Origin of the sequence: Bradyrhizobium sp. TM233 (assembly GCF_036247965.1) — a bacterium.
Taxonomy (GTDB): Bacteria; Pseudomonadota; Alphaproteobacteria; order Rhizobiales; family Xanthobacteraceae; genus Bradyrhizobium; species Bradyrhizobium ottawaense.
Genome location: NZ_BTIG01000017.1, coordinates 21,883 through 43,084 on the forward strand (window position 1 = coordinate 21,883; position 21,202 = coordinate 43,084).

Below are 21,202 nucleotides of genomic sequence, written 5' to 3' on the forward strand. Positions count from 1 at the left end.
TGAGAACGGACAGGTGGGTTGTTGAATCACGTTTTACGCGCCGTGACCCGCCAAGAAAAGCACGCAAAACGCAGGTCTGGGGCTCTCATCTCTTGGTCTCGCGGCAGCCGGCGGCTTCCGCCTCTTCGACCGAGCAGAACCAGCGGGTGCCCTTGCTGATCTTCATCTTGATCTGGGTGTACCAGCGGCTGGTCGGCTGGTGAAAGATGCATTCGCCGGCGCTGTTGACGTTGCCCTTGATGGTGCAATCCGGGGAGGGCGCCACCGGTCCCGAGGCCGAGGCGAGCAGCACCGCATGCGCCCCGTCGGGCGGCTTGGTGGCGCCGAGGATGACGGTCTTCTTGTTGCGCTCACGCCAGTCCCAGGGCGCGATGAAGGCGCCCTGCCACATTCCGGCTTTTGCCTCACGCGCGGCGGCCTCGTCGGGCTCGTAGTCCTTGGAGATGCGGGTGTAGGCCAGCGCCCAGCCGCTGCGCACCAGCCATTTCTGGATGTCCTCGCCGCCGACCTCGCAGCGCGCCACGGTGCGGCCGCGCCGGTCGATCGAGCGGGTATGGCAGACCCAGCTCTTGCCCTCGGCGTATTTGGCGAGCTCGTCGCGCGCCGCGACGCCGCAGGTCCAGCGCTCGCTTTTGGTGTTGAGGCAGAGCTGGTCGACCGCGGGCGCATCGATGCCACCGAGCCGGATCCGCGTGTTGCCGATCACCACGGCATCGCCGGCGCGCACCTTTGCCGTGCCGGTGATGTCAGCGGCTTGGGCGAGCGAGGGAAGAGCGAGCAAGGACAGCGCAATCAGGATCTTTCGCAACATGCCGGTCCGCGTGTGATGAAATGTCGACAGAGCGCGCGATTGTGGTCGGCTTTTGGCCATCGGGCCAGCTTATGCTCAACAGATAGGCTTTCAACTTCCCGTCATTGCGGGAGGCCTCTCGGCTCGTGTCCCGGACGCGGTGCGGCGTGTAACGCCGCTTCGCAGAGCCGGGACCCAGAAATTCACAGACACATCTCGCGGAGGCATGGGTCCCGGCTCTGCAGCGCACCGCACCGGACGATGCTTCGCATCGCCGGGGGCGCTGCGCTGCGTCCGGGGCACGGATACGGTGCGCCCTCACCCCCGCGCCATCGCCCGCTTGGCCACCGCGAGCCCCATCAGCACGAACGCCGACGTCACCTCCGGCCCGCCCACCAAAATCCGCGTCGGCGTCTTCATCTTGTTCCACTCATAGGCGCGGAACGGACCGCGGCGGCCGCCCTCGCCGAGACCGGCGATGATCACGTTCAGCGCCGGCGCGAAGGCGCGCGGGTCGGCGCCGAGATGGCCGAGCGCGATCAGCGCCAGCGCCGCGTCGAACACGTTCATCTCGGCGGCCATCAGCTCGCCCTTGACGTAGGACAGCACGCGATGCCGGATGAAGTCGAAATCGCCGGCGGGATCGATCGCGGCCTGCGCCGCCAGCGGCAGCGCCAGGAAGGCCGCATAGCAGCGGCCGAAATAGGCGCTGTAGAGTTCCGGCAAATAATAGATGTGCGAGCGTGGATTGGCGAAGGCGCCGCTCGCCGCCAGCCGCTTCTGGAAACCGATGATGCGGTGCACGGTCGCGAGCCGCGCCGGCGTCTCCAGAACCTTCCAGCGCGCGAGGTTGCGAAAGCTCACCTCGAGAATGTCGAGATTGAGCGTCGGATCGAGATCGTTGCCGTAGGGACGCTCGCCCTTGACGTTGTCGATCCAGGTCGCGACGCCGCCCTCATAGTCGATATTGTCGTTGAGCGGCACGGTCACGCGCGGTTCGTTGACGCCGGCGCGCACCTGGTAGCCGGCGTAGAAATCCAGCAGCGGCTGATCGATGATCTCGTCAAGGCAGCCGGCCTGCGTCGCGGCCGAGATCGAGCAGGCCGTGGTGTCGCAATCCGGCACGTAAACGCCGAAGCCGAGATCCTGCTTGATCTGCGCGAAGTAGCGCGAGAAGCGCGGATGCGGCGCGGGCGCCAGCGCGGTGACGACGTCAAAGCGCGCGCCGCCCGTGCCTTCGACCTCCTCGCGGCTGATGTTGACGCAGAAATCCACCATGTCGGCGATGGCGCGCTCGGCCGCAATCTTGTCGGCCGGCGAGGCGAGCCCGGTTTCGCCATAGCTCAGCAGCGCCTCGATGAAGAACGCATCGTAATAGGCCGAGCGGTGACGGATCTGCACCGGTTCCCACATCGGCTCCGCGATCCCTCGCCAGGGCGGATTGACGACGGCCCGGGTCGGCGAGCGCGCGATGAAGACGCGGGCGAGGTTGAACAGCAGCGAGGAGTTCTTGTAGCCGCGGGCGTTGAGGCCCGTGAGCGCCATGATCAGCTCGCGTCCACGAAAGTCAGGGTCGCCGATCAAATTGAAGGCGGCATAGGTCGGCAGAAAGCCGTTCTTGCGGTACGAGCCGAGCAGATGCTGCGCGCAGTCGCGGATCACGCCGTCGATCTGCGCCTCTGGCGGCGCGGAGCCGGTGAACATCGCCGGCGGCGGCTTGGGATGGTCGAGCGCGATGCTGTCGACGAGATCGGCGACCGGCTGGCCGACCGCGGCCCAGTCGGGCTCGGCCTCGTCGCGGGCGCGCGCCAGCGCCGCGCGCAGCGCCGCCAGCCGGGCCTCATCGCGCAGCTCGGGCAGTCCGGCCCGCCGCAGCAGCACCCGCAGCGCGGGGTTGCCGAGCGCGGTCTTGTAGAATTTGGCCAGATGCGGATCGCCCCTGGCCGCAGCAGACAAGACGGGATCGCACACGTCGTAAAGCGAGGGCCCATCCTTCCGCGCGGTCAGCGCCCGGCAGGCGGCGCCGGCAAAATAATGAAAGCTCATGAAATACCTGGTCGCGGGGCCTTTGGCGGGGTTTTGGCCGGGGGCCGGCCAGCGCGCTTCCAGCCACGCGCCACCCCCTGCAAGTCGTTGAAAAGGCTATCCGGATTCGCAGGAAATACAAATGTGATGAAAGTCACGGAAAAAGCCGGCACGAAGGCTGCATGATCGAGGCTCGGAAAGGCTGTCGGGGAGCAAGGACCAACAAATCTGCGTAGGAGAATTAACGAACGTCGTCAGTGGTTTAGCTCAAATTTTGGGCAATCTATTGCCGGGCACCCTATATCCGGTTAAAGGTTTGTTTGGTGCGGCGCCGCAAATTGCGCGCAATTCGGGGGCACATCCCCGGCCAATCCCTCAAACCTAAAGACGCTATCGCGCTACTCAAACAGTGTGCGCGCGCTTGGCTGGTCTTTGGCACAGGAAACGAACCGAGATGAATGTAAAGCAGCTCGACCTTTCCCGACGCACCATCGCGTTGGCTGCTGCCGTCATCGGCACGGTCTCGCTGGTGATCGGCGCCCATGCTGCTCTCAACATGCGCGCGATCGATGCTGCCAAGGCCGTCTCCACCGACCAGATCACCGGCTCGATCGGCCAGACCTCGCGCCTCGCGCTGGTCATCGGCAATGGACATTATCCCGACGCCAGCGCGCCGCTGACGCAGTCGATCAACGACGCCCGCGCGCTGTCCTCGTCGCTGCGCAAGAACGGTTTTGACGTCGACATGGTGGAAGACGCGACCAAGGACGACATGGTCCGCGCCGTGGGCCGCCTGAAGTCCCGGATCAAGCGCGACACCGTCGTCATGCTGTTCTTCGGCGGCTACGGCGTGCAGGCGGGACGCGAGAGCTACATGCTGCCGGTCGATGCCGTGATCTGGAAGGAAAGCGACGTCCGCCGCCAGGGCGTCTCGATCGACGGCGTGATCGACATGATGAAGGAGCAGGGCGCCAAGGCCAAGCTCGTCGTCGTCGACGCCTCCCGCCGTAACCCTTACGAGCGCCGCTTCCGCTCCTACAGCCACGGTCTCGCGCCGATCAGCGCGTCCGACAACGCGCTGATCCTGTCCTCGGCTTCGCCCGGCAAGGTCGTCGACGACGGCAAGGGCGAGCACAGCGTGCTGGTCAGCGAGTTCCTCAACAACCTCAGTGCGAAGGGCAGCGCCGAAAGCGTCTTCAACAAGACCCGCGTCGCCATCTCCCGCGCCAGCGAAGGCGATCAGGTCCCGACCGTCTCCTCCTCGCTGCTCGAAGACGTCCATTTCGGCGAAGCCGGCGGCTAGTTTTTATCAAATTTACGATCTCTCGTGCCCCGGACGCGGCGCATCATGCAATGATGCGACGCAGAGCCGGGGCCCAGTTTTTTTGACCGTCGCTGTGTGACGAGATGGGTCCCGGCTCTGCGCAGCAGCGTTACAGGCTGCAGCGCGTCCGGGACACGAGGAAGCCTACTTCGCCGCTTCCGCGGCCATCACCGGGCGCACCGGATCGCCTTCACGCAGCAGCGCACCGGCGCGGGCGACGACGACATCGCCGTCGTTGAGGCCGTCGCGGACCTCGATATTGCCGCCCGACATCAATCCGACCTCGACACGCTTGGTCTCGACGCGGTTGCGGCGGATCACCTGCACCACGGTGCCGGCGGATGAATATTGCACTGCTGTCAGCGGCACCGCGACATTGCAGCTCTGCCCGGTCTTGATCAGCGCGCGTCCGCTCGCCTTCAGCAGCAGCCGCTTCTGCGAGGAGATGCCGATATAGACCATGCCCTGCTGGATGTTCGGCTCGACGGTCGGGCCGATGCGGCGCACCTTGCCGTCGATGTCGCCGGCGCCCGCGATCCGCACGGTTGCCGGCTGGTTGACTGCGAGCTTGCGCATATCGGTGGTCGCCACCAGACCGACGAGATCATATTCGCTGCGCGCCACGATCGTGAACAGGGCCTCGCCCTTGGCCGAGGCGAAATTGCCGATCTGGGCGGTCGACGTCGCGATCACGCCTGCCACGGGCGCGGTGACCTGCAGCGTGCCGCCCTCGGGGAGCGCCAGCCGCGCCAGCACCTGGCCGGCGGTGGTGGTGTCGCCGGCTTCCGCCAGCACGTCCGTGACCTTCAGGCCCGGACGTTCGGGCCGCACCGAGGTTTCCTCCCGCGCGATGATCGTGCCGGTGGCCTCGACGATGTCGGAGAAGCAGGATTTTGCGACCTTCAGCACCGTGACCGCCGGCCCCCTGGGCGCGTCGTCGTCGGCGGCTCCGGCCGGATAGGGACCGAGGAAGAGCATACCGGCGACGGCTGCGGGACACAGGCTTCGAACGACGGCACGGGGCAAATGACGCATCGGAAATTCCACGGGGGCTATGCCTCCAATCGATAGCAGATGGCAGGGCTGCGGACTACGGCAGCGTTGTCCCAAAAAGGGAGGCCACGCCGCCGCGGGCCGTCGCAGCAAGTCTTTGATTAGTCGCAGGATTGGAGAACAGGTTCGCTTTTCCCGGGCGGGGCGCCGGGGTCGGCCCTACTCCCAAAGTGCCGCCGGTCACGGTCTTCTCATCTGCCGGGGGCGCCTGTAAGGAACTAGAATCAGGATGACGCGGCAGGGCGGCCGCACAGCTCATGGTCGAGGCGGGATGCAACGGTTCGTTTGCGAGCAGAATATCGTTCATTTCGAGCGGCTGCTCAATGAAACGGCCGACCCGACGGTCCAGAACACCGTGCGCGCGCTGCTGGCATCGGCGAAGCGTCAGTTGGCGCTGCTGAACTCGGCGGTATCAGGGGCCGATACGACGCCGTTCGAACAGCGCCGGCGGCAGCACGGCGAGACCGACACGATCCGGCAGCAATTCCAGCCCGAATTCGATGCCTCACCGCATCCCTATATGCTGCTGGACCCGGGGCCGGGCCTGCTGATCGTCGACATCAACGATGCCTATGCAGCTGCGACTTTGACCGGCCGGGCCGAAATCGTCGGCCGCTCGCTGTTCGAGATATTTCCCGATAATCCCAACGATCCGCTCGCCGACGGCGTCAGCAATCTCTACGGCAGCTTGAGGATCGTCGGTGAAACCGGGCGGGCGCATGCCATGGCGGTCCAGCGCTACGACATCCGGGATCCGGACGGAGTCTTCGTCGAGCGTCATTGGCAGCCGATCAACTCGCCGATCCACGACACGGCGGGCCATCTGGTCTACCTGCTGCACCACGTCGAAGACGTCACGGCGCAGGTCACCGGGCAGCCATAAACGGCCTGTCAGCCGCGGCGGTCGCCCAGCAGCTTGCCGCTGGCCCGATCGATCAAATGCAGGCGCGTGCAGGCCGGACAGGACACCGACACATGCGTTCGGTCGGCCGGCTCGTCGCCGAGCCGATGCTGCACGTTCATGCCGGTCTGCGGGCATTTGAAGACGATATGACGGTCCATGACCCTGATATGACGGCAAGGCGCGCCTTCCGAAATTACGGATGATTACGTAGGTCGGTGGTGGCGCCCCCCTTATGGCAGGGTCAGGAACTCCACCCAGTTCGGCTTCTTGCCGGTGGGATAGGATTTCAGCTTGGCCAGTGCGCCGCTGCCCTGGTCGATCGCATAGACCGTCATGCTGTCGGAGAGCTCGCCGACCGCGGCGAGGTAGCGGCTGGAGGGATCGATGTGGAAGCCGCGCGGCTGCTTCTCGGTCGGCACGCTGCCGATCGTGGTCAGCTTGCCGCTGGTGGCGTCGACCTTGTAGGCGGTGAGCGTGTTGGTGGTGCGCTCGGAGGCGTAGAGGAAGCGGCCGTCCGAGGTGATGTGGATGTCGGCGGCCCAAGGTTTCTTGCCAGACTCTTTGCCATTGAAGCCTTCCGGCAGCGCGGTGGTGCGCTGGATTTCGTCCCAGGCGCCGCTCCTGGCCTCATAGGTGAACGCCGCGACGTCGCCGTTCAGCTCATGGACGAGATAGACGAACTTGCCGTTGGGGTGGAATACGAAGTGCCGCGGTCCGGATTTCTCCGGCACCTTGTGGGCCGGCGGATCGTTCGGCGTCAGCGTGCCGGCCGTGGCATCGAACGCGAAGCCCAGCACCTGGTCGGAGCCGAGATTGGTCGCGAACACGAAGCGGTTGTCGGGCGAGGGCAGGAAGGCGTGCGCGTTCAGCCCGGTCGGGATCACCTGCTTCGGCTCGCCGGCGACGCCGTTTGCAAGAAGCGGATTCAGCGCGACCTTGTTGCCGCCATAGGAGGCGCTGAACAGGAACTTGCCGCTGCGGTCGACGGCGATATTCGCCATGCTGTCGGCGAGCGGTCCGTTGCCGATAGGACTGAGCTGGCCCGTCTTGGGATCGATCGCAAAGCTGATCGTCTGGAATGGCTGCGAGCGGATGCCGGCAATCAGCACGCGGTGGTCGGGCGTGATCGCGAGCGGCGTCGAAGAGCCGGGCTTGTCGACGCCCTTGAAGGCGGCCGTCTGCACCGGAATCATCTCGCCGCTCTCGGTCATCTTGAATACGCTGATGTCGTTGCTGTCGGCGTTGCCGACATAGGCGAAGGTCTCGGCCATGCCGGCGCGGACTCCAGAAACGAGGGCGAGGAAGGTGAGGGTGGTGGCGATCGCAGCGCGTGGCGCTTTGGATGTGATGCGTCGGGTCGGTCTCAACATTGGGCTCCTCCTCGCGGGCCGGTCGCGGCCTTGTCGTTTTGCCAGCGAGGATAGCGGGCGGCGCGCCGCCGCACCAAATTCCAATTGGGATCGATCGATGCCGAAATTGTATCGGTCGCCGGAGAGGCTACCGCACCGCCGCCGTGCGCGAGGGCAGCTGCGCCCGGGAGGAGTGGCCGGGCGGCCCGAGCACGGTCCACACGCCGACCGCAACCAGCGCGGATGTCAGGATGGTCCAGGTGATGAGCCGTTTTCGCATCAGGTCGAATTCGTCATGAAGGTCCCGGGCGCTCGATCGTGCACCGCAAACCGCGGCAATCCTATGAACTCGTTCACAGCCGAAATCGGCCGGCGCCGTGCGAACCAAAGCCGCGCGAGCGCATTGAACCCGCATGCCCCGCGCAAACGATCTTGAAGGCAAGCCCGACATGGGTGGCAAGCATGGTGGTCAGGCCGGCCTCCCGAAGTCGCCGCCACGACCGCACCAAGGCGAACACGATGAGGACGTCGTGGCAAAGCGCCACACCGGCCAAACCGATCACACCTCGCCGCCGACCAAATCAAAATAGCGCCGTGCCGCGCGGTCCTGCCGCGCCTCGTGTTGGGAACCGCGGCATCGCTTTGCCGTTACCTGTTCCCGCAGGCGTGAGAGATGGAAAACGGAGGCTGGCTCGTGTTTTGGATTTATTGGAACACCGCCTGGTCGCTGATCATCAGCGGCATCATGGTCGCCACCATCGTCAGCCACCCCGATTCCGAGTTTGTCGAAGTGCAGGCTGCCAGACGGCAGATGTGAGCCATCGCATCTGTTGAAGCCCGCTCGATCGTGGCTTCGCCTCAACGGGGAAGTCCGCCGGCCGAGGTCGGTCCGGATTCGCCTCCGTAGCCGGGCCTCGTCCGGCTCGACCGCACCGCATCACGGGTTTGACCTAGATCATGTAGAGCCGGCCCGTTTCATGGAGACTTCGCGCAATCTGTGAGGTTGAAGTGTCCATCGATCATTCGCGAATCTCGGCGCCGGCGTTCCGTTCGAAAATCATGTCCGCTGACGAGGCCGCGACGCTGGTGCCACACGGCGCGAATGTCGGCATGAGCGGCTTCACCGGATCCGGACATCCGAAGGCCGTTCCGATGGCGCTGGCGCGCCGGATCGAACAGGCGCATGCGCGCGGCGACCAGCTTCGGATCGGCGTGTGGACCGGCGCCTCGACCGCGCCCGAGCTGGATGGCGCGCTCGCCAAGGTCGACGGCATCGAGTTGCGCTTGCCCTATCAGTCCGATCCCGTCACGCGTGAGCGCATCAATGCCGGTGCGATGGACTACATCGACCTCCATCTCAGCCATGTCGCGCAGTTCGCCTGGTTCGGCTTTCTCGGGCATCTGGACGTCGCGCTGATCGAGGTCACCGCCATCCTGCCGGACGGCAGTCTGGTGCCCTCGGCCTCCGTCGGCAACAACAAGACCTGGCTGGACCAGGCCGACCACATCATCCTCGAGGTCAATTCCGGCGTCAGCACAGCCCTGCACGGCATGCACGACATCTACTATGGCACGAGGCTGCCGCCGCATCGCAAGCCCATCCCGATCGTCTCGCCCGGCGACAGGATCGGAGAGACCGCGTTTCGCTGCGATCCGAACAAAGTCATTGCCGTGGTCGAGACCAATGCTCCGGACCGCGACACGACCTTCACCGCGCCCGACGCCACATCAAAGGCGATCGCCGGCCATATTCTCGATTTTCTCGGCCATGAGGTTCGCCGCGGCCGGCTGCCGCCGGAATTGCTGCCGATCCAGTCCGGGGTCGGCAATGTCGCCAATGCCGTGATGGCGGGCCTCGATGCCGGTCCTTTCGGCCGGCTGACGGCTTACACCGAGGTGCTGCAGGACGGCATGCTGAACCTGCTGCGCTCGGACCGCATGATGCTCGCGTCCGCCACCGCGCTGTCGCTCAGCGCAGAAGCGACCAGGCAATTCAACAGCGAGATCGACAGGCTGAAGAACAAGATCGTGCTGCGCACGCAAGAGATATCAAACCATCCGGAGGTCATCCGGCGGCTCGGCGTCATTGCCATGAACGGGATGATCGAGGCCGACATCTACGGCAACGTCAACTCGACCCATATTCGTGGCAGCGCCATCATGAACGGCATCGGCGGCTCCGGCGATTTCTCCCGCAACGCCTATCTCTCGATCTTCATGACGCCGTCGACCGCGAAGGGCGGATCGATCTCGGCCATCGTGCCGATGGTCACCCACGTCGATCACACCGAGCATGACGTGCAGATCATCGTGACCGAGCAGGGCCTCGCCGATCTGCGCGGCCTGTCGCCCAAGCAGCGCGCGGCAAGCATCATCGGCAATGCGGCGCATCCGTCATTCCGGCCGGCGCTCCAGGACTATTTCGATCGCGCCTGCATTCTGTCGTCCGGAAAGCACACGCCGCATCTGCTCGACGAAGCCTTCCGCATGATCAAGGCGACGGGCTGAAGAGCGCACGTCAAGCCGCCGCCTGCACCGACAAGAGCTGTCTCAGCTTCGCCGCCGGCACGGCGGGGCTGAACAGCCAGCCCTGCATCTGGCTGCATCCGAGCTGGCGCAGCACCTCGCGCTGGGCTTCGGTCTCGACGCCTTCGGCGGTCGTCGCCATGTGGCGCGCGGCCGCCATGTGCACCACGGCCTGCACGATCGGGGAGGAATCCTCGGATTGACCGATGTCGCTGATGAAGCTGCGGTCGATCTTGATCTTGTCGAACGGGAAGCGGTGCAGATAGCTCAGCGACGAATAGCCGGTGCCGAAATCGTCGAGCGCGATGCGCACGCCGAGCTCGCGCAGCTGCTGCAGGATCGTCAGCGCCTCCTCGTCGTCGCGGATCAGCACGGTCTCGGTGATCTCGAGCTCGAGCCGGCCGGGCGCAAGTCCTGATTCCGCGAGCGCCGCTGCGACCTTCAGCGCCAGCGTCCGCGAGCGGAACTGCACTGGCGAGACGTTGACGGCAATGTGAATCTGGCCGGGCCAGGACGCGGCCTCATGGCAGGCCTGCTTCAGCACCCATTCGCCGATCTCGCCGATCAGTCCGGTGTCTTCGGCGACGGGAATGAAGTCCGCCGGCGAGACCATGCCGCGCTCGGGATGGCGCCAGCGCAGCAGCGCTTCGCAGCCGGTCACGACGTCGGCCGCGAGGTCGACCAGCGGCTGGTAGTGCACCTCGAACTCGCCGCGAGCCAGCGCCTGGCGCAGGTCGAGCTCGAGCTGACGGCGCAGCCTCGCCTTGGCGTCGTATTCCGGCGTGAAGACGCGGTAGGTGCGGCGTCCCTCCGACTTCGCCGCGTACATCGCAAGATCGGCGCGCTTGAGCAGATCGTCGAGATTGTCGCCGTGGTCGGGCGCGATCGCGATGCCGATGCTGGCATCGGTCGGAATGTCCTGGCCCTTGCAATCCACCGGAGCACGCAACGCCTTGAGGATATCCTCCGCCAGCGCCGACAGCTCGGCCGGATCGCAGGTCGCGGCCTTGACGATGGCAAACTCGTCGCCGCCCAGCCGCGCGACGAGGTCGTTGCCGCTGACGCAGGCGCGCAGGCGCACCGCCACCTGCCGCAGCAATTCGTCGCCGACCTCGTGTCCCAGCGAATCGTTGACGCCCTTGAACTCGTCGACGTCGATATAGAGGATGGCGAACGGCTTGCCTTGGGCAAGCTCCGCCACGCGCCGCTCCAGATGACCGCGCAGCAGCACGCGGTTGGGCAAGTCGGTCAGCGCGTCGTAATGCGCCATATGCGCGATGCGCTCGTCGGCACGGATGCGCGCGGTGACGTCGTCAAGGGTCGCGAGCCAGCCGCCGGCAGCGCCGGGCTGGTTCTTGATCTCGATCAGGCGGCCGTCCGCGGTCTCCACGATGGTGCTCTGGGTGCGCCCGACATGGCTCAAAATGTCGTCGCAATAGGCCCCGACGTCGCCGTGGAACGAGCCGGTGTCATGGCGGTGCCGGATCACGTCGCGGAAAGTGGCGCCGGGCTTCACCACGTCGGCGGACAGGCCGTACATCTCGATGTAGCGCCGGTTGCAGACGATCAGCCGCTCGTCCTGATCAAACATCAGGAGCCCTTGCGTCATCGTGTTCATCGCGGTGTCGAGCCGCTGCTTTTCGAGCGAGAGCCGGTTCGTCACCTGGCGGAAGATCAGGAACAGCGTGAGCACCAGCAGGCCGATCGACAGCACGGCGACGGTGACGAAGAATTTCGTCTGCGTGCGCCAGGTCGCAAGCGTCGCATCCAGCGATTTGGTCGCGACCACGACCAGCGGCTCGCCGGCGAGGAGGCGCGAGGCGACGATGCGGTCCTTGCCGTCGATCGGGCTGGCGAGCTGCATGGTGACGAAGGTGCGGTCGAACACTGCCACCTGCTCCGGCGTGCCCTTGCGAAAGTTCTGCCCGATCATCGCATCGACACGCGGAACGCGCGCCAGCAATTGGCCGTTCTGGTGGTGCATCGCGATCGAGGAGTCCTCGCCGAGCCCGGTCGAGGCGAAGAAGGATTCGAGCTGCTCGGGCACGATCGCGCGCGAGACCAGCCCGAGGAATTCTCCATGCGGGCCGGACACGCGCCGCGCGAACACGATCGCCGGCCCGCTGCCGAGCCGGCCGTTCACCACCTCCACGTCTTCCTGCGCGGTCGGATCGTTCTTGAGGCGGTTGAAGTAGCCGCGGTCCGCGACCGAGACGTCGGCGACCGGCCAGCGCCGCGACGAGTTGATCAGCATGCCCCTGGAATCGAACAGATTGGCGCCGGCGACGTCGGTCCAGCCGCTGGCTTTCGCACGCAGCACCTCGTGCATGGCCAGCGTGCCCATCTCGCTGCGGAAGATGTCGGCGGATTCGATGCCGCGGCTCTCGAGCTCGGTGATGATGCTCTTCTGGAGCACCGCGAAATCCTCGAACTCGCGGTCGAAATGCCGGGCCAGCAGGCGCACGGAATTTTCAAGGCTGTCGCGGCCGCTCTCGATCGCATTCTGCCGGAAGCGGTCGACGGTGAGCGCGGTGCCGATTGCGGTCGCGGCCATCAGCACGAAGCCGCCGACGATCAGCCATGTCAGTGGCGCTCCCCGCCAGCGACGCAGCAGCGCGCGCATGCGCGCGGTCCATCGGATCGATCTGCCCATCCAGCCCTCCCGTGGGATGCAAGATGCAGCAAAACCGACAAGACCCCGTTACCAGCGAGGGTTAGGAAACTATGAATCGGAACGAAATCAGAGGGTTGGTTCCAGCGCTCGCGGCGATTGCGTTGCACTCACCGCTTGATCTCCCATTCAAGCGCTTCCGCATTGCCCTTGGCGAACATCGCCGGGACATCGAACTTGCCGGTCTTGAGGTCATAGCGGCATTTCCAGTCGGCGAGCCCCTTCACGGCGACGTTCTTCGGATGCTTGTCCATTTCGCCTGACAGCGAGATCAGCAGGTAGCGGTTGTTGGGCCAGTCGACGCCGAGCCAGCGATACCCATCCTCCGTGCCTTTCATGAGATTGGCCGAGATGTGGTAGTCGAGCTTCATCTTCTTCGTGTCGGACCGGCTGTGGAAATAGTCCCAAGCGAGATCGCCGAGCGACTTCTTCGTTGCGCTTACGAACTTCCCGTTCTCGACATGGTAGAGAAAGAGGTCCTGCGAGCCCGAGCCAGTCTTCTGCATGCGCACCAGCCATTGCGAGTCGCTGGTGAAGCGGAAGCCGGCGCCATAGCCCTGCTCGGGCTTCAGCTCCGTCATCTGATCCCCGCGCCGCGCCCAGACCTGCCATTTGACGCCGAAAAGGTCTTCACTGTCCTTCATGTACTGCTCGAGCTTGGTGGCGCCGTCGGGCGAGGTGAAGGCGAACTCGGGCCTCTCGGAGAGGACGAAGCCTGGCGGCGGGCCGGAGGCCGCGAGTGCGGGGGCGGCAGCGAGCATCAGGGCAAGCGCCAGCCCGAGGGCCAGACTTGGGGCGGAACGGCGAAATGCGGTCACGGGAAAATTCCTCAAAAAATGCCGCGATGCGGCCTCGCGTGGTTTGACGCCGGCGGGGTGGCGCCGGTTCATCCCTGGGCGCCGGGACGGAGTCTCATCCCATCGAACGTCTTGCTGCCGCAGCCAATTCGGCGCACCCTGCCTCCCTCGGTTGATTTGCCACCCAAGGTTCTTTTCCGATGATGACCGCATCCAAGGCCTTCATTGCTCTTTGCCTGCTTGCACTGGTCGGCACGGTGCTGGTGATCGGCCCGACCGAGCTGCGCCGCCTGCTGCCGGACGGGACCAAGACCGCCGTCGCCGCCAAACCCGAGTCCAAGGTCGAACCAAAGGTCGAGGCCAAGGTCGACCTCAAGCCCGAGCCGAAACCGGAACAGCCCAAACCGGAACAGCCCAAACCGGACCAGCCAAAGCTTGCCGCCATCGCGCCGCCTGCGCCCGCGGCGGCCCCGGCTCCCGAGCCGAAGGTGGCCGCGCTGGGCGAGACCCAGAAGCAGGTCACGGCACTGCCCGATCTCGCACCGGTCAAGCCGCCGCCGGCGGTCGCCGACACCGGCCCCCGTTTCGACGTCGCCCGCGTCGACGATCACGGCGAGGCGGCGGTGATTGCGGGCCAGGCCGCGCCGGGTGCCAAGGTCGAGCTGCTGCGCGACGGCAAGCCGCTCGATACGGTGGTCGCCGACGCCTCCGGCCAGTTCGTGATGACCCCGCCGCAGCTTCCCGCCGGCTCCTATGAACTGACGCTCCGCGCCAGGGCGCCGGACGGCACGGTCACGCAGTCCGGCCGGACCATGCCGGTGACCATCACCGAGACGGCGCCGCCGCCCGCGCGTCCGGCGCCGGTCGCGAGGCAAGACGTGCGGCAAGACGCCAAGCAGGCCGAGAAGCCGGACGACAAATCGGATGTCGTGGCGTCCCTGCCGTCGACCTCGCCGCATCTGGCCTCGGCATCCGACAGGCAGGCGGCCCGGCCGAGGCTGGTCGGTGCGCCGAAACCCCGGGTCATGGCGCGGGCGCCGGCGGCGACGACCGTTGCATCGGCCTCGCCGGCGGACGTCCTCAGCGCCGCGCCGGCAGAGACAGGCAGCCGGGTGATCTCCCGCGGCGACAGCCTGTGGGCGCTCAGCCGGCTCGCCTATGGCGACGGCGCCCGCTACGCCGTGATCTTCAAGGCCAACCGCGACAAGATCCACAATCCCAATCTGATCTATCCCGGCCAGACGTTTGTGATGCCGCAAAAGGCGGAGTGAGGGCGCTGTCTTTCTCCTCCTTCTCCCGCGAGCGGAATGACGTCAGCCGCCGCCCGCGACGCTTTGCCCTGTATCCCCCCGGGGAACAATTGGTTCCCTCGCGCGTCATCTCGATGCGCCGCAGTGCGCGCGGGCAGCCGGGAGGAGGCCGAATTGGTCAAGCCAGCGGTCGTGTCAGGACGCATGGGACTGGCGCTGGCGGGCGCGACCATCCTGATTGCGGCAGTGCTGCTGCCTGGTAAGGCCGAAGCGCAGTTCGGATTGCGCGGCGGTCCGCTTGGCGTCGCACGCTTCGCCGTCGGCCACGTGATCGGCATGTCGCGCTTGCGTCATTCCCGCATGGCGGTACGGGGTGGCCGATATCGCTCCGCCGCGTTGAGATCGCAGGATCCTCGTCAAGATTCGCGCGGGGCCGAGCGCGGCCAACCTTCCAATCCTTACGTCCTGCGTGCCGCGCTCACGGCGCAAGCGGCGTTGTCGGGCTGGCAGGGCGGTCGCCGCCCACAAGGCTGGTGGCGCCATCCCGACGGCAGTTACGGCTGGGTCGGCCCGGTGTTCTGGCCGTTCGCGCATGACGACCTCACCAATGCCGTCATCTTCGGCGATGCAACCAGCCTCTCGCTCTACGGCTATGGCGATATCTATGCCGCGATCTTCGCGCCCTATGCGGCGACCGAGCTCGCGGCCTACACCGCATCGCAAGGCCGGCGCGGACGACGAGTCCCGACCGCGGAGACCCTGTGCGAGGCCAGCGACACCGGCGGCCTGCCGGTCGACCGCATCGCCAGCGCCCTGCAGCCGAACGAATTGCAGCGCGTGGCGCTCGACGAGCTCGCGACCGCCTGGACCAATGCGCGCGACACCATCCGCGCCGCCTGCCTGGCGCAGGCGCCCGCCAGCGCATTGGAGCGGCTGGGGCTGATGCAGGCGCGCCTCGAGGCCATGATCAAGGCAACCGACGCCATCGAGGCGCCGCTGTCGAAGTTCACAGGTTTGCTCGACGACGGCCAGAAGGCAAAGCTCGAGGCGCTCTCCAAGGACCGTCGTGCCGCGCTTGCGGCCATGCAGCGCAAAGATACGAGCAAGGATGCGCAGGCCTCGAGCGCCTGCGACCCCAACAGCGATCCCCGCTATGACGAAAAGCTGCAGCGTCAGTACGAGCAGCTCGTGCAGCAGCAATGGCCGGCAGGCGACATCGCATCGACGCTCCGCCTCGACGACACCGCCCGCGCCCGCCTCGAGGTGCTCCAGGACACCACCTTGCGCACCATGGAAACGCTCAGCGCCTGCCCGTCACAGACGCCGGAGACACCACAGGCCCGCCTCACCGCCGTGAAAGCGCGGCTGCAGACGATGTTGCAAGCGGTGAACGGCGTCACCGATGCGCTCGACGATTTCGAGGCCGATCTGAGCGACGAGCAGAAGGCCGGCTTCGAGGCGATCGGGCCGAAGCGCGGCGCGTGAGGCCGACGGCGAGACGCCTCCCCGTGAAATCGGTTAGCTAATCTCCCGCCTGACCTTCGCGGCCGCATCGCACATGGCCTTCAGCTTCCCGAACGCGGTCGCGCGCGGCATGTATTTCATGCCGCAATCGGGCGCGGGGATCAGACGATCGGGCGACACGTGCTTGAGCCCGTTGCGGATGCGATCGGCGACGGTATCGACGCTCTCGATCGCGGGATCCGCAAGGTCGAGCACGCCGAGCATGATCTTCTTCGACGACAAATCCTTGAGCACGCCGAGGTCGAGCTTCGGCTGCGCCGCCTCGATCGAGATCTGGTCGGCGATGGTGTCGTCGAGCTCGGCCAGGAAGGAATAGCCGGCCGGCTTGTTCGAGCCGGGCACGACGGCCGCATAGCCGAAGCAGAGATGCACCACGGTCGGCACCGTGATCCCTTGCAGGGCGCGGTTGATCGCCTTGACGGCATAGCGCTTGGCGAGGTCTGGATTGTTGCGCACCCAGGGCTCGTCGAGCTGGATCACGTCGGCGCCGGCCTTTTGCAGATCGAGCGCCTCGGCATTGACGGCTTCGGCGAGCGCCATCGCCAGCTCTTCCTCGTCCTTGTAGAACTCGTTCTTGGCCTGCTGGCTCATCGTGAACGGGCCGGGAAGGGTGATCTTCGCCGCACGCTCGGTGTTTTTGCGCAGGAACTGCATGTCATGCAGCTCGACCGGGCCTTCGCGCCTGATCGGGCCGACGACGCGCGGCACCGGCGTCTTTGTGTTGCCGGTGCGCGCCACGATCATCGCGGGGTTGTCCCCGTCGATGCCGTCGAGCGCGGTGGCGAAACGATTGGAGTAGCTCTCGCGGCGGATCTCGCCGTCGGTCACGATATCGATGCCGGCACGCTCCATGTCGCGGATCGCGACGATGGTGGCATCGTCCTGCGCTTCCTCCAGATGCTCCGCCGGCAGCCGCCACATGTCGTGCAGGCGGGTGCGCGGCACCACCTTCGACAGCATGGCGCGATTCACCAGCCATTCCGGCTGCGGATAGGAGCCGACCACGGTGGTCGGCAGGATGTGCGTCGGCATGGGCATGGGGTTCTCCTTCTTGTTGTTATTGAACGCGATTGGTCAGGCCGCGCGCGTTGCCGCGGCCGCACCCTCGTCCTTGACGGGATTGCGCAGGATGCCGATGCCCGAGATTTCGATCTCGACGACGTCGCCGCCCTTCATCCACAGCGGCGGCGTGCGATAGGCCCCGACGCCGCCGGTCGTGCCTGTCACGATCACGTCGCCGGGCACCAGCTCGGTGAAGGTCGAGCAATAGGCGATCAGGGCCGGCACGTCGAAGACGAGGTCGGAGATCGGTGCCTTCTGCACCTCGACGCCGTTGAGCCGTGTGATCAGCGTCTGCGCGGCGACATCGGTCAGCTCGTCGGTCGTGACCATCCACGGCCCGAAGCCGCCGGTGCCGGCAAAATTCTTGCCCGGCGCGAATTGCGAGGTGTGGCGCTGCCAATCGCGGATGCTGCCGTCATTGTAGCAGGCATAACCGGCGACATGGCCGAGCGCAGCTTCACGCGCGATGCGGCGGCCGGCCTTGCCGATGATGACGGCCATTTCGCCCTCATAGTCGAACCGCTCGGATTCCAGCGGCCGGATCATCGGCTGGCCATGGCCGACCTGGCTGTTGGCGAAGCGGGTGAAGATCATCGGATGCGCCGGCGTCGGGTGGCCGCTCTCGGCCAAATGCGTGGCGTAGTTGACGCCGATGCAGAAGATCTTGTCGGGATCGGGGACCGTCGGCAGCAGCGCGACGTCCTGCAATGCGTAGTCGGGCTTCTCGGCGATGAGCTTCTTCAACTCGTCGAGCGAGCCCTTCGCCAGCAGCGCCTTCAGCGTCGGATAGGCCTTGAGGCGCTTGCCGGCATCGATGACACCCTTGTCGGTGACGATGCCATAGCTCGCGGTGCCCGCGATGGTGAAGCTTGCGACTTTCATGGGTCAAACACTCTCTTCGATGGAGGAAACATAGTCGTTGATCGGAAGCGCGATCTCGCCGCCCCGGATCGGAACGCATGTCGGCGTGAAATCCTGGCGGAAGCGGGCGCCGGCCGCATCGGCGCGGTCGAGAAAGCGTTCCAGATGCGCCATCGCGCCGGTCGGCAGATCGTGCAGCACCATGAGCGTCCAGGGCTGCCGGCTGCATTGCTCGAGCGCGCGCTCGGTCCAGCCATCGGGGTCGTCCCAGTCGCGCGGGATGGCATTCCAGAGCACGCAGCTGTGCTTCTTGTGCGTGAGATAGTCGACGACGGACGGCTTGAGCAGCCGCGTGTCCAGATTGCCACCACCGCCGAACGGCCGGAACCAGCGCTGCGGATGCGCGAGATCGCCAATCGCGTCTTGCGTGCGGCCGATCTCGTTCTCCGCAGTATCGCGCCCGGATTGCTCGCCAAGCGGAATGCTGTGCGTGAAGGTGTGGTTGCCGATCCAGTGCCCCTCGCGGTGCGCGCGCTCCGCAAGGCCGCGCCGCTCGGGGTCGGCGAGCTTCTCGCCAATGACGAAGAAGGTGGTCTTGATCCCGCGCGCGGCCAGAATGTCGAGCACGCGCGGCGTCACATCGGGATCGGGGCCGTTGTCGAATGTCAGGGTCAGGTCGTACACGCAGCTACCTCAGGTCGCCGGCTGCATCGCGCCCGTCGCGATGTCGTCGTTGGCCTGGCCGGCGCGGGTGCCGGTCTGCCAGATCGCCGCCTTGCGCTCGATCCACCGGATCACGGCGTTGAAGCCGATCGCGAGGAACAGCACGAGCAGCACGCCCGCGAACACGTGCGGGCTGTCGAGGATGGTGCGGTAGCGCGAGATCAAATAGCCGATGCCAGCCGAGGAGATCAGCATCTCCGAGACCACCACGCCGACGATCACCAGCGCGCCGCCGACACGCAGGCCGGACAGCACGGTCGGGATCGCCGCAGGGATGATGACGCGGACCAGCCGCTGGCTCAGCGTCGCGCCCATGCTGCGCGCCGCGAGCAGGAGCTGCGGATCGATGGTCTGGATGCCGGCGGCGGTCGCGAGCATGGTCGGCAGGAAGCCGTAGATCGAGGCGAACGCGATCTTGGATTCCGAGCCGATGCCCAGCCACACGGTGAAGACGGGATAGAGGATCACCAGCGGCACCGCGTAGAGGCTCGACACCATCGGCATGATCAGCACGCGCGGGCGCGGCAGGCTGCCGACGACGGCGCCGAGCACGATGCCGCCGCCGCAGGCGAACGCCATGGAGACCACGACCTCGTAGAGCGTGACCGCGAGCGCATGACCGTATTCACCCGCGTCGGTCCATCCGGCGATCAGCGTGGACGACAGCGAGGGCAGGAACAGCTCGGGAATGAGCCCCGTGCGCGGCAGCAGCTCCCACAAGCCGATCAGGCCGATCACGATCAGATATCGCAACGTCTTTGCACTTACTCTCGCACTGATCCTGGCGCTCATGATCGTCTCACGCCGATTTGCGGATGTGCCGCCAGATGCGGTCGCGCAGGCTGCCGAACGCATCGCCGCTGAGCATCTCGTAGGTGCGGGGCCGCGGCAGCTGGACCTGAAGATGGTCCACGATCCGGCCGGGCCGCGCCGACATCACGATCACCTCGTCGGCGAGATAGACGGCTTCGGTGAGGCTGTGCGTGACGAACACGACCGTCTTGCCGGTCGCAGCCCAGATGCGCAGCAGCTCGTCGCCCATGGTCATGCGCGTCTGCTCGTCGAGCGCCGCGAACGGCTCGTCCATCAGCAGCACCGGCGGATCCTGCACCAGCCCGCGCGCGATCGAGACGCGCTGCTTCATGCCGCCCGAGAGCTCGTGCGGATGGCGCCTGCCGAAACCGTCGAGCCCGACCAGCTTGAGCGCATCCTGCGCCTTGGCGCGGCGCTCGGCCTTGGGCACGCCGCGCAGCGCCAGCGGAAACTCGACATTGTCCTCGGCCGTCAGCCAGGGAAACAGGCTCGCCTCCTGGAACACCACGCCGACCCTGTCGGGGTCTGGCTGCAGGATCGGCGCGCCGTTGATGGTGATGGTGCCCGCGGTCTGCTGGCGCAGCCCCGCCATCATCATCAGAAGAGTCGACTTGCCGCAGCCGCTGGGGCCGACCAGCACGACGAAGCGGCCGGGCTTGATGTCGAGCGAGACGTCCTCCAGCGCGACGACGTCCTGCGACCTTGTCTTGAACACCTGGCCGACATTCTTCACCTCGATCGCGCCGGCGCGCGCGGCGGGCTTCAATTGGGTCACGTTCGCCAATGGCTGCATCGCGTTTCCACCCATCTGACAAGTTCATTGAAGGTCATGGCGATCGCGGCGACCATCACGACGCCGGCGAGGAGCTGCTTCATCTGGAAGTTCTCGCCCCAGGTCGCGATCTGGTGGCCGATGCCGTCGCGCGAGGCGTACATCTCGGCGAGGATCACGCCGGTGAGGTTGAAGATCATGGAGATCCGCAACGCCTCCAGCAGCACCGGCAGCATGCTCGGCAGATAGACGCGGAACGCGGTCTGAATCCGCGTGGCGCCATAGGAGCGCGCCACCGTCAGATGCTCGACCTTGACCGACTCGACCGCCGTCGTGGTCGACATGATCACGATGAAGATCGTCGAGAAGAAGCCGAAGCCGACCTTCTGGGCAAAGCCGACGCCGAACACCAGGATGAACATCGGCAGGAAGATCGATTTCGGGATGCTGAAGGCGAAGAACAGCAGCGGCTTGGCGACATCGGCAAAGTAGCGGTTCTCCGCGACGAGGAAGCCGATCAACGCGCCGAAGGGCACCGCCAGCGCGAACGCCGTCAACACCTCGGTCGCGGTGACCATCAAATCCTTCTGCACCGCCGCGCGGCGCAGAAGATCACCGAGCGTCACGAACGTGTCGGACGCCGACGGCAGCAGCCGCGGATTGACGATGCCGGTGCGCGACAGCACCTCCCACAGCGCCAGGACCGCGACGATGATCGCGATCCGCGCGAGGTTGATGACGAGCGTGCCCTGCATCGC

At 66.0% G+C, this 21,202-nt stretch carries 21 protein-coding genes; 6 read left to right on the forward strand and 15 right to left on the reverse strand.

The features are described 5' to 3' along the window. Positions 1–85 precede the first annotated feature (85 nt). Positions 86–811: a thermonuclease family protein gene (locus tag AABA86_RS26530; RefSeq protein ID WP_212253009.1), complete on the reverse strand. Its 726-nt coding sequence runs from the start codon at positions 809–811 to the stop codon at positions 86–88. Positions 812–1,108: 297 nt separating this feature from the next. After that, complete coding sequence (locus tag AABA86_RS26535) at positions 1,109–2,836, reverse strand: hypothetical protein (RefSeq protein ID WP_212253011.1); 1,728 nt, start codon at positions 2,834–2,836, stop codon at positions 1,109–1,111. 433 nt (positions 2,837–3,269) lie between these two features. On the opposite strand from AABA86_RS26535, the gene AABA86_RS26540 reads away from it, so the two are divergent. Next, positions 3,270–4,118 carry a caspase family protein gene (locus AABA86_RS26540; protein ID WP_212253013.1) on the forward strand — a complete coding sequence of 283 codons (849 nt, stop codon included), beginning with the start codon at positions 3,270–3,272 and terminating at the stop codon, positions 4,116–4,118. Positions 4,119–4,283: 165 nt separating this feature from the next. Here the strand turns inward: AABA86_RS26540 and AABA86_RS26545 are convergent, their stop codons facing one another. Beyond that, the gene (locus AABA86_RS26545; RefSeq protein WP_212253015.1) at positions 4,284–5,174 is read right to left on the reverse strand and encodes an efflux RND transporter periplasmic adaptor subunit; all 891 of its coding nucleotides are present in this window, start codon (positions 5,172–5,174) and stop codon (positions 4,284–4,286) included. Positions 5,175–5,421: 247 nt separating this feature from the next. Here AABA86_RS26545 and AABA86_RS26550 point away from each other — a divergent pair, with 247 nt between their 5' ends. After that, positions 5,422–6,075: a PAS domain-containing protein gene (locus AABA86_RS26550; protein ID WP_338308953.1), complete on the forward strand. Its 654-nt coding sequence runs from the start codon at positions 5,422–5,424 to the stop codon at positions 6,073–6,075. Between the two features lie 8 nt (positions 6,076–6,083). Here the strand turns inward: AABA86_RS26550 and AABA86_RS26555 are convergent, their stop codons facing one another. The 4 genes from AABA86_RS26555 to AABA86_RS26570 form a co-directional block, all read right to left on the reverse strand. Continuing rightward, entirely contained in the window at positions 6,084–6,254 is a 171-nt protein-coding gene (locus AABA86_RS26555; protein WP_212253017.1) for a hypothetical protein, read from the reverse strand. Between the two features lie 72 nt (positions 6,255–6,326). Beyond that, complete coding sequence (locus tag AABA86_RS26560; protein ID WP_338308954.1) at positions 6,327–7,466, reverse strand: lactonase family protein; 1,140 nt, start codon at positions 7,464–7,466, stop codon at positions 6,327–6,329. Between the two features lie 127 nt (positions 7,467–7,593). Further along, on the reverse strand, positions 7,594–7,725 hold the full coding sequence (locus AABA86_RS26565; protein WP_338308955.1) for a hypothetical protein: 132 nt from the start codon (positions 7,723–7,725) through the stop codon (positions 7,594–7,596). A gap of 73 nt (positions 7,726–7,798) precedes the next feature. Then, positions 7,799–8,008, reverse strand: coding sequence for a hypothetical protein (locus AABA86_RS26570; protein ID WP_338308956.1), 210 nt, complete (start codon positions 8,006–8,008; stop codon positions 7,799–7,801). A 131-nt stretch (positions 8,009–8,139) separates the two neighbouring features. Between AABA86_RS26570 and AABA86_RS26575 the strand changes: the two genes are divergently transcribed. Both AABA86_RS26575 and AABA86_RS26580 read left to right on the forward strand, forming a co-directional pair. After that, complete coding sequence (locus AABA86_RS26575; protein WP_283814295.1) at positions 8,140–8,262, forward strand: hypothetical protein; 123 nt, start codon at positions 8,140–8,142, stop codon at positions 8,260–8,262. A gap of 242 nt (positions 8,263–8,504) precedes the next feature. Beyond that, a complete protein-coding gene (locus tag AABA86_RS26580; RefSeq protein WP_246551033.1) occupies positions 8,505–9,953 on the forward strand; it encodes an acetyl-CoA hydrolase/transferase family protein in 1,449 nt (482 codons plus the stop codon). A 10-nt stretch (positions 9,954–9,963) separates the two neighbouring features. Here the strand turns inward: AABA86_RS26580 and AABA86_RS26585 are convergent, their stop codons facing one another. After that, entirely contained in the window at positions 9,964–12,624 is a 2,661-nt protein-coding gene (locus AABA86_RS26585; RefSeq protein WP_338308957.1) for a bifunctional diguanylate cyclase/phosphodiesterase, read from the reverse strand. A gap of 128 nt (positions 12,625–12,752) precedes the next feature. Further along, the gene (locus AABA86_RS26590; RefSeq protein ID WP_445083491.1) at positions 12,753–13,460 is read right to left on the reverse strand and encodes a hypothetical protein; all 708 of its coding nucleotides are present in this window, start codon (positions 13,458–13,460) and stop codon (positions 12,753–12,755) included. Positions 13,461–13,639: 179 nt separating this feature from the next. Here AABA86_RS26590 and AABA86_RS26595 point away from each other — a divergent pair, with 179 nt between their 5' ends. Beyond that, on the forward strand, positions 13,640–14,710 hold the full coding sequence (locus tag AABA86_RS26595) for a LysM peptidoglycan-binding domain-containing protein (RefSeq protein WP_338308958.1): 1,071 nt from the start codon (positions 13,640–13,642) through the stop codon (positions 14,708–14,710). A 183-nt stretch (positions 14,711–14,893) separates the two neighbouring features. After that, on the forward strand, positions 14,894–16,174 hold the full coding sequence (locus AABA86_RS26600) for a Spy/CpxP family protein refolding chaperone (protein WP_338309068.1): 1,281 nt from the start codon (positions 14,894–14,896) through the stop codon (positions 16,172–16,174). Between the two features lie 33 nt (positions 16,175–16,207). Here AABA86_RS26600 and AABA86_RS26605 read toward each other — a convergent pair whose 3' ends face one another. The 6 genes from AABA86_RS26605 to AABA86_RS26630 are packed head-to-tail and all read right to left on the reverse strand — an operon-like array spanning position 16,208 to position 21,199. Next, complete coding sequence (locus AABA86_RS26605) at positions 16,208–17,251, reverse strand: cobalamin-independent methionine synthase II family protein (RefSeq protein ID WP_338308959.1); 1,044 nt, start codon at positions 17,249–17,251, stop codon at positions 16,208–16,210. 36 nt (positions 17,252–17,287) lie between these two features. Beyond that, a complete protein-coding gene (locus AABA86_RS26610; protein ID WP_338308960.1) occupies positions 17,288–18,157 on the reverse strand; it encodes a fumarylacetoacetate hydrolase family protein in 870 nt (289 codons plus the stop codon). 3 nt (positions 18,158–18,160) lie between these two features. Further along, positions 18,161–18,820, reverse strand: a complete 660-nt coding sequence (locus tag AABA86_RS26615) for a polysaccharide deacetylase family protein (protein WP_338308961.1) — start codon at positions 18,818–18,820, stop codon at positions 18,161–18,163. 9 nt (positions 18,821–18,829) lie between these two features. After that, positions 18,830–19,651, reverse strand: coding sequence for an ABC transporter permease (locus AABA86_RS26620; RefSeq protein ID WP_338308962.1), 822 nt, complete (start codon positions 19,649–19,651; stop codon positions 18,830–18,832). Positions 19,652–19,658: 7 nt separating this feature from the next. Further along, complete coding sequence (locus AABA86_RS26625) at positions 19,659–20,465, reverse strand: ABC transporter ATP-binding protein (protein ID WP_246551021.1); 807 nt, start codon at positions 20,463–20,465, stop codon at positions 19,659–19,661. Next, entirely contained in the window at positions 20,444–21,199 is a 756-nt protein-coding gene (locus tag AABA86_RS26630; protein WP_338308963.1) for an ABC transporter permease, read from the reverse strand. The genes AABA86_RS26625 and AABA86_RS26630 overlap by 22 nt, the downstream gene beginning before the upstream one ends. Positions 21,200–21,202 lie beyond the last annotated feature (3 nt).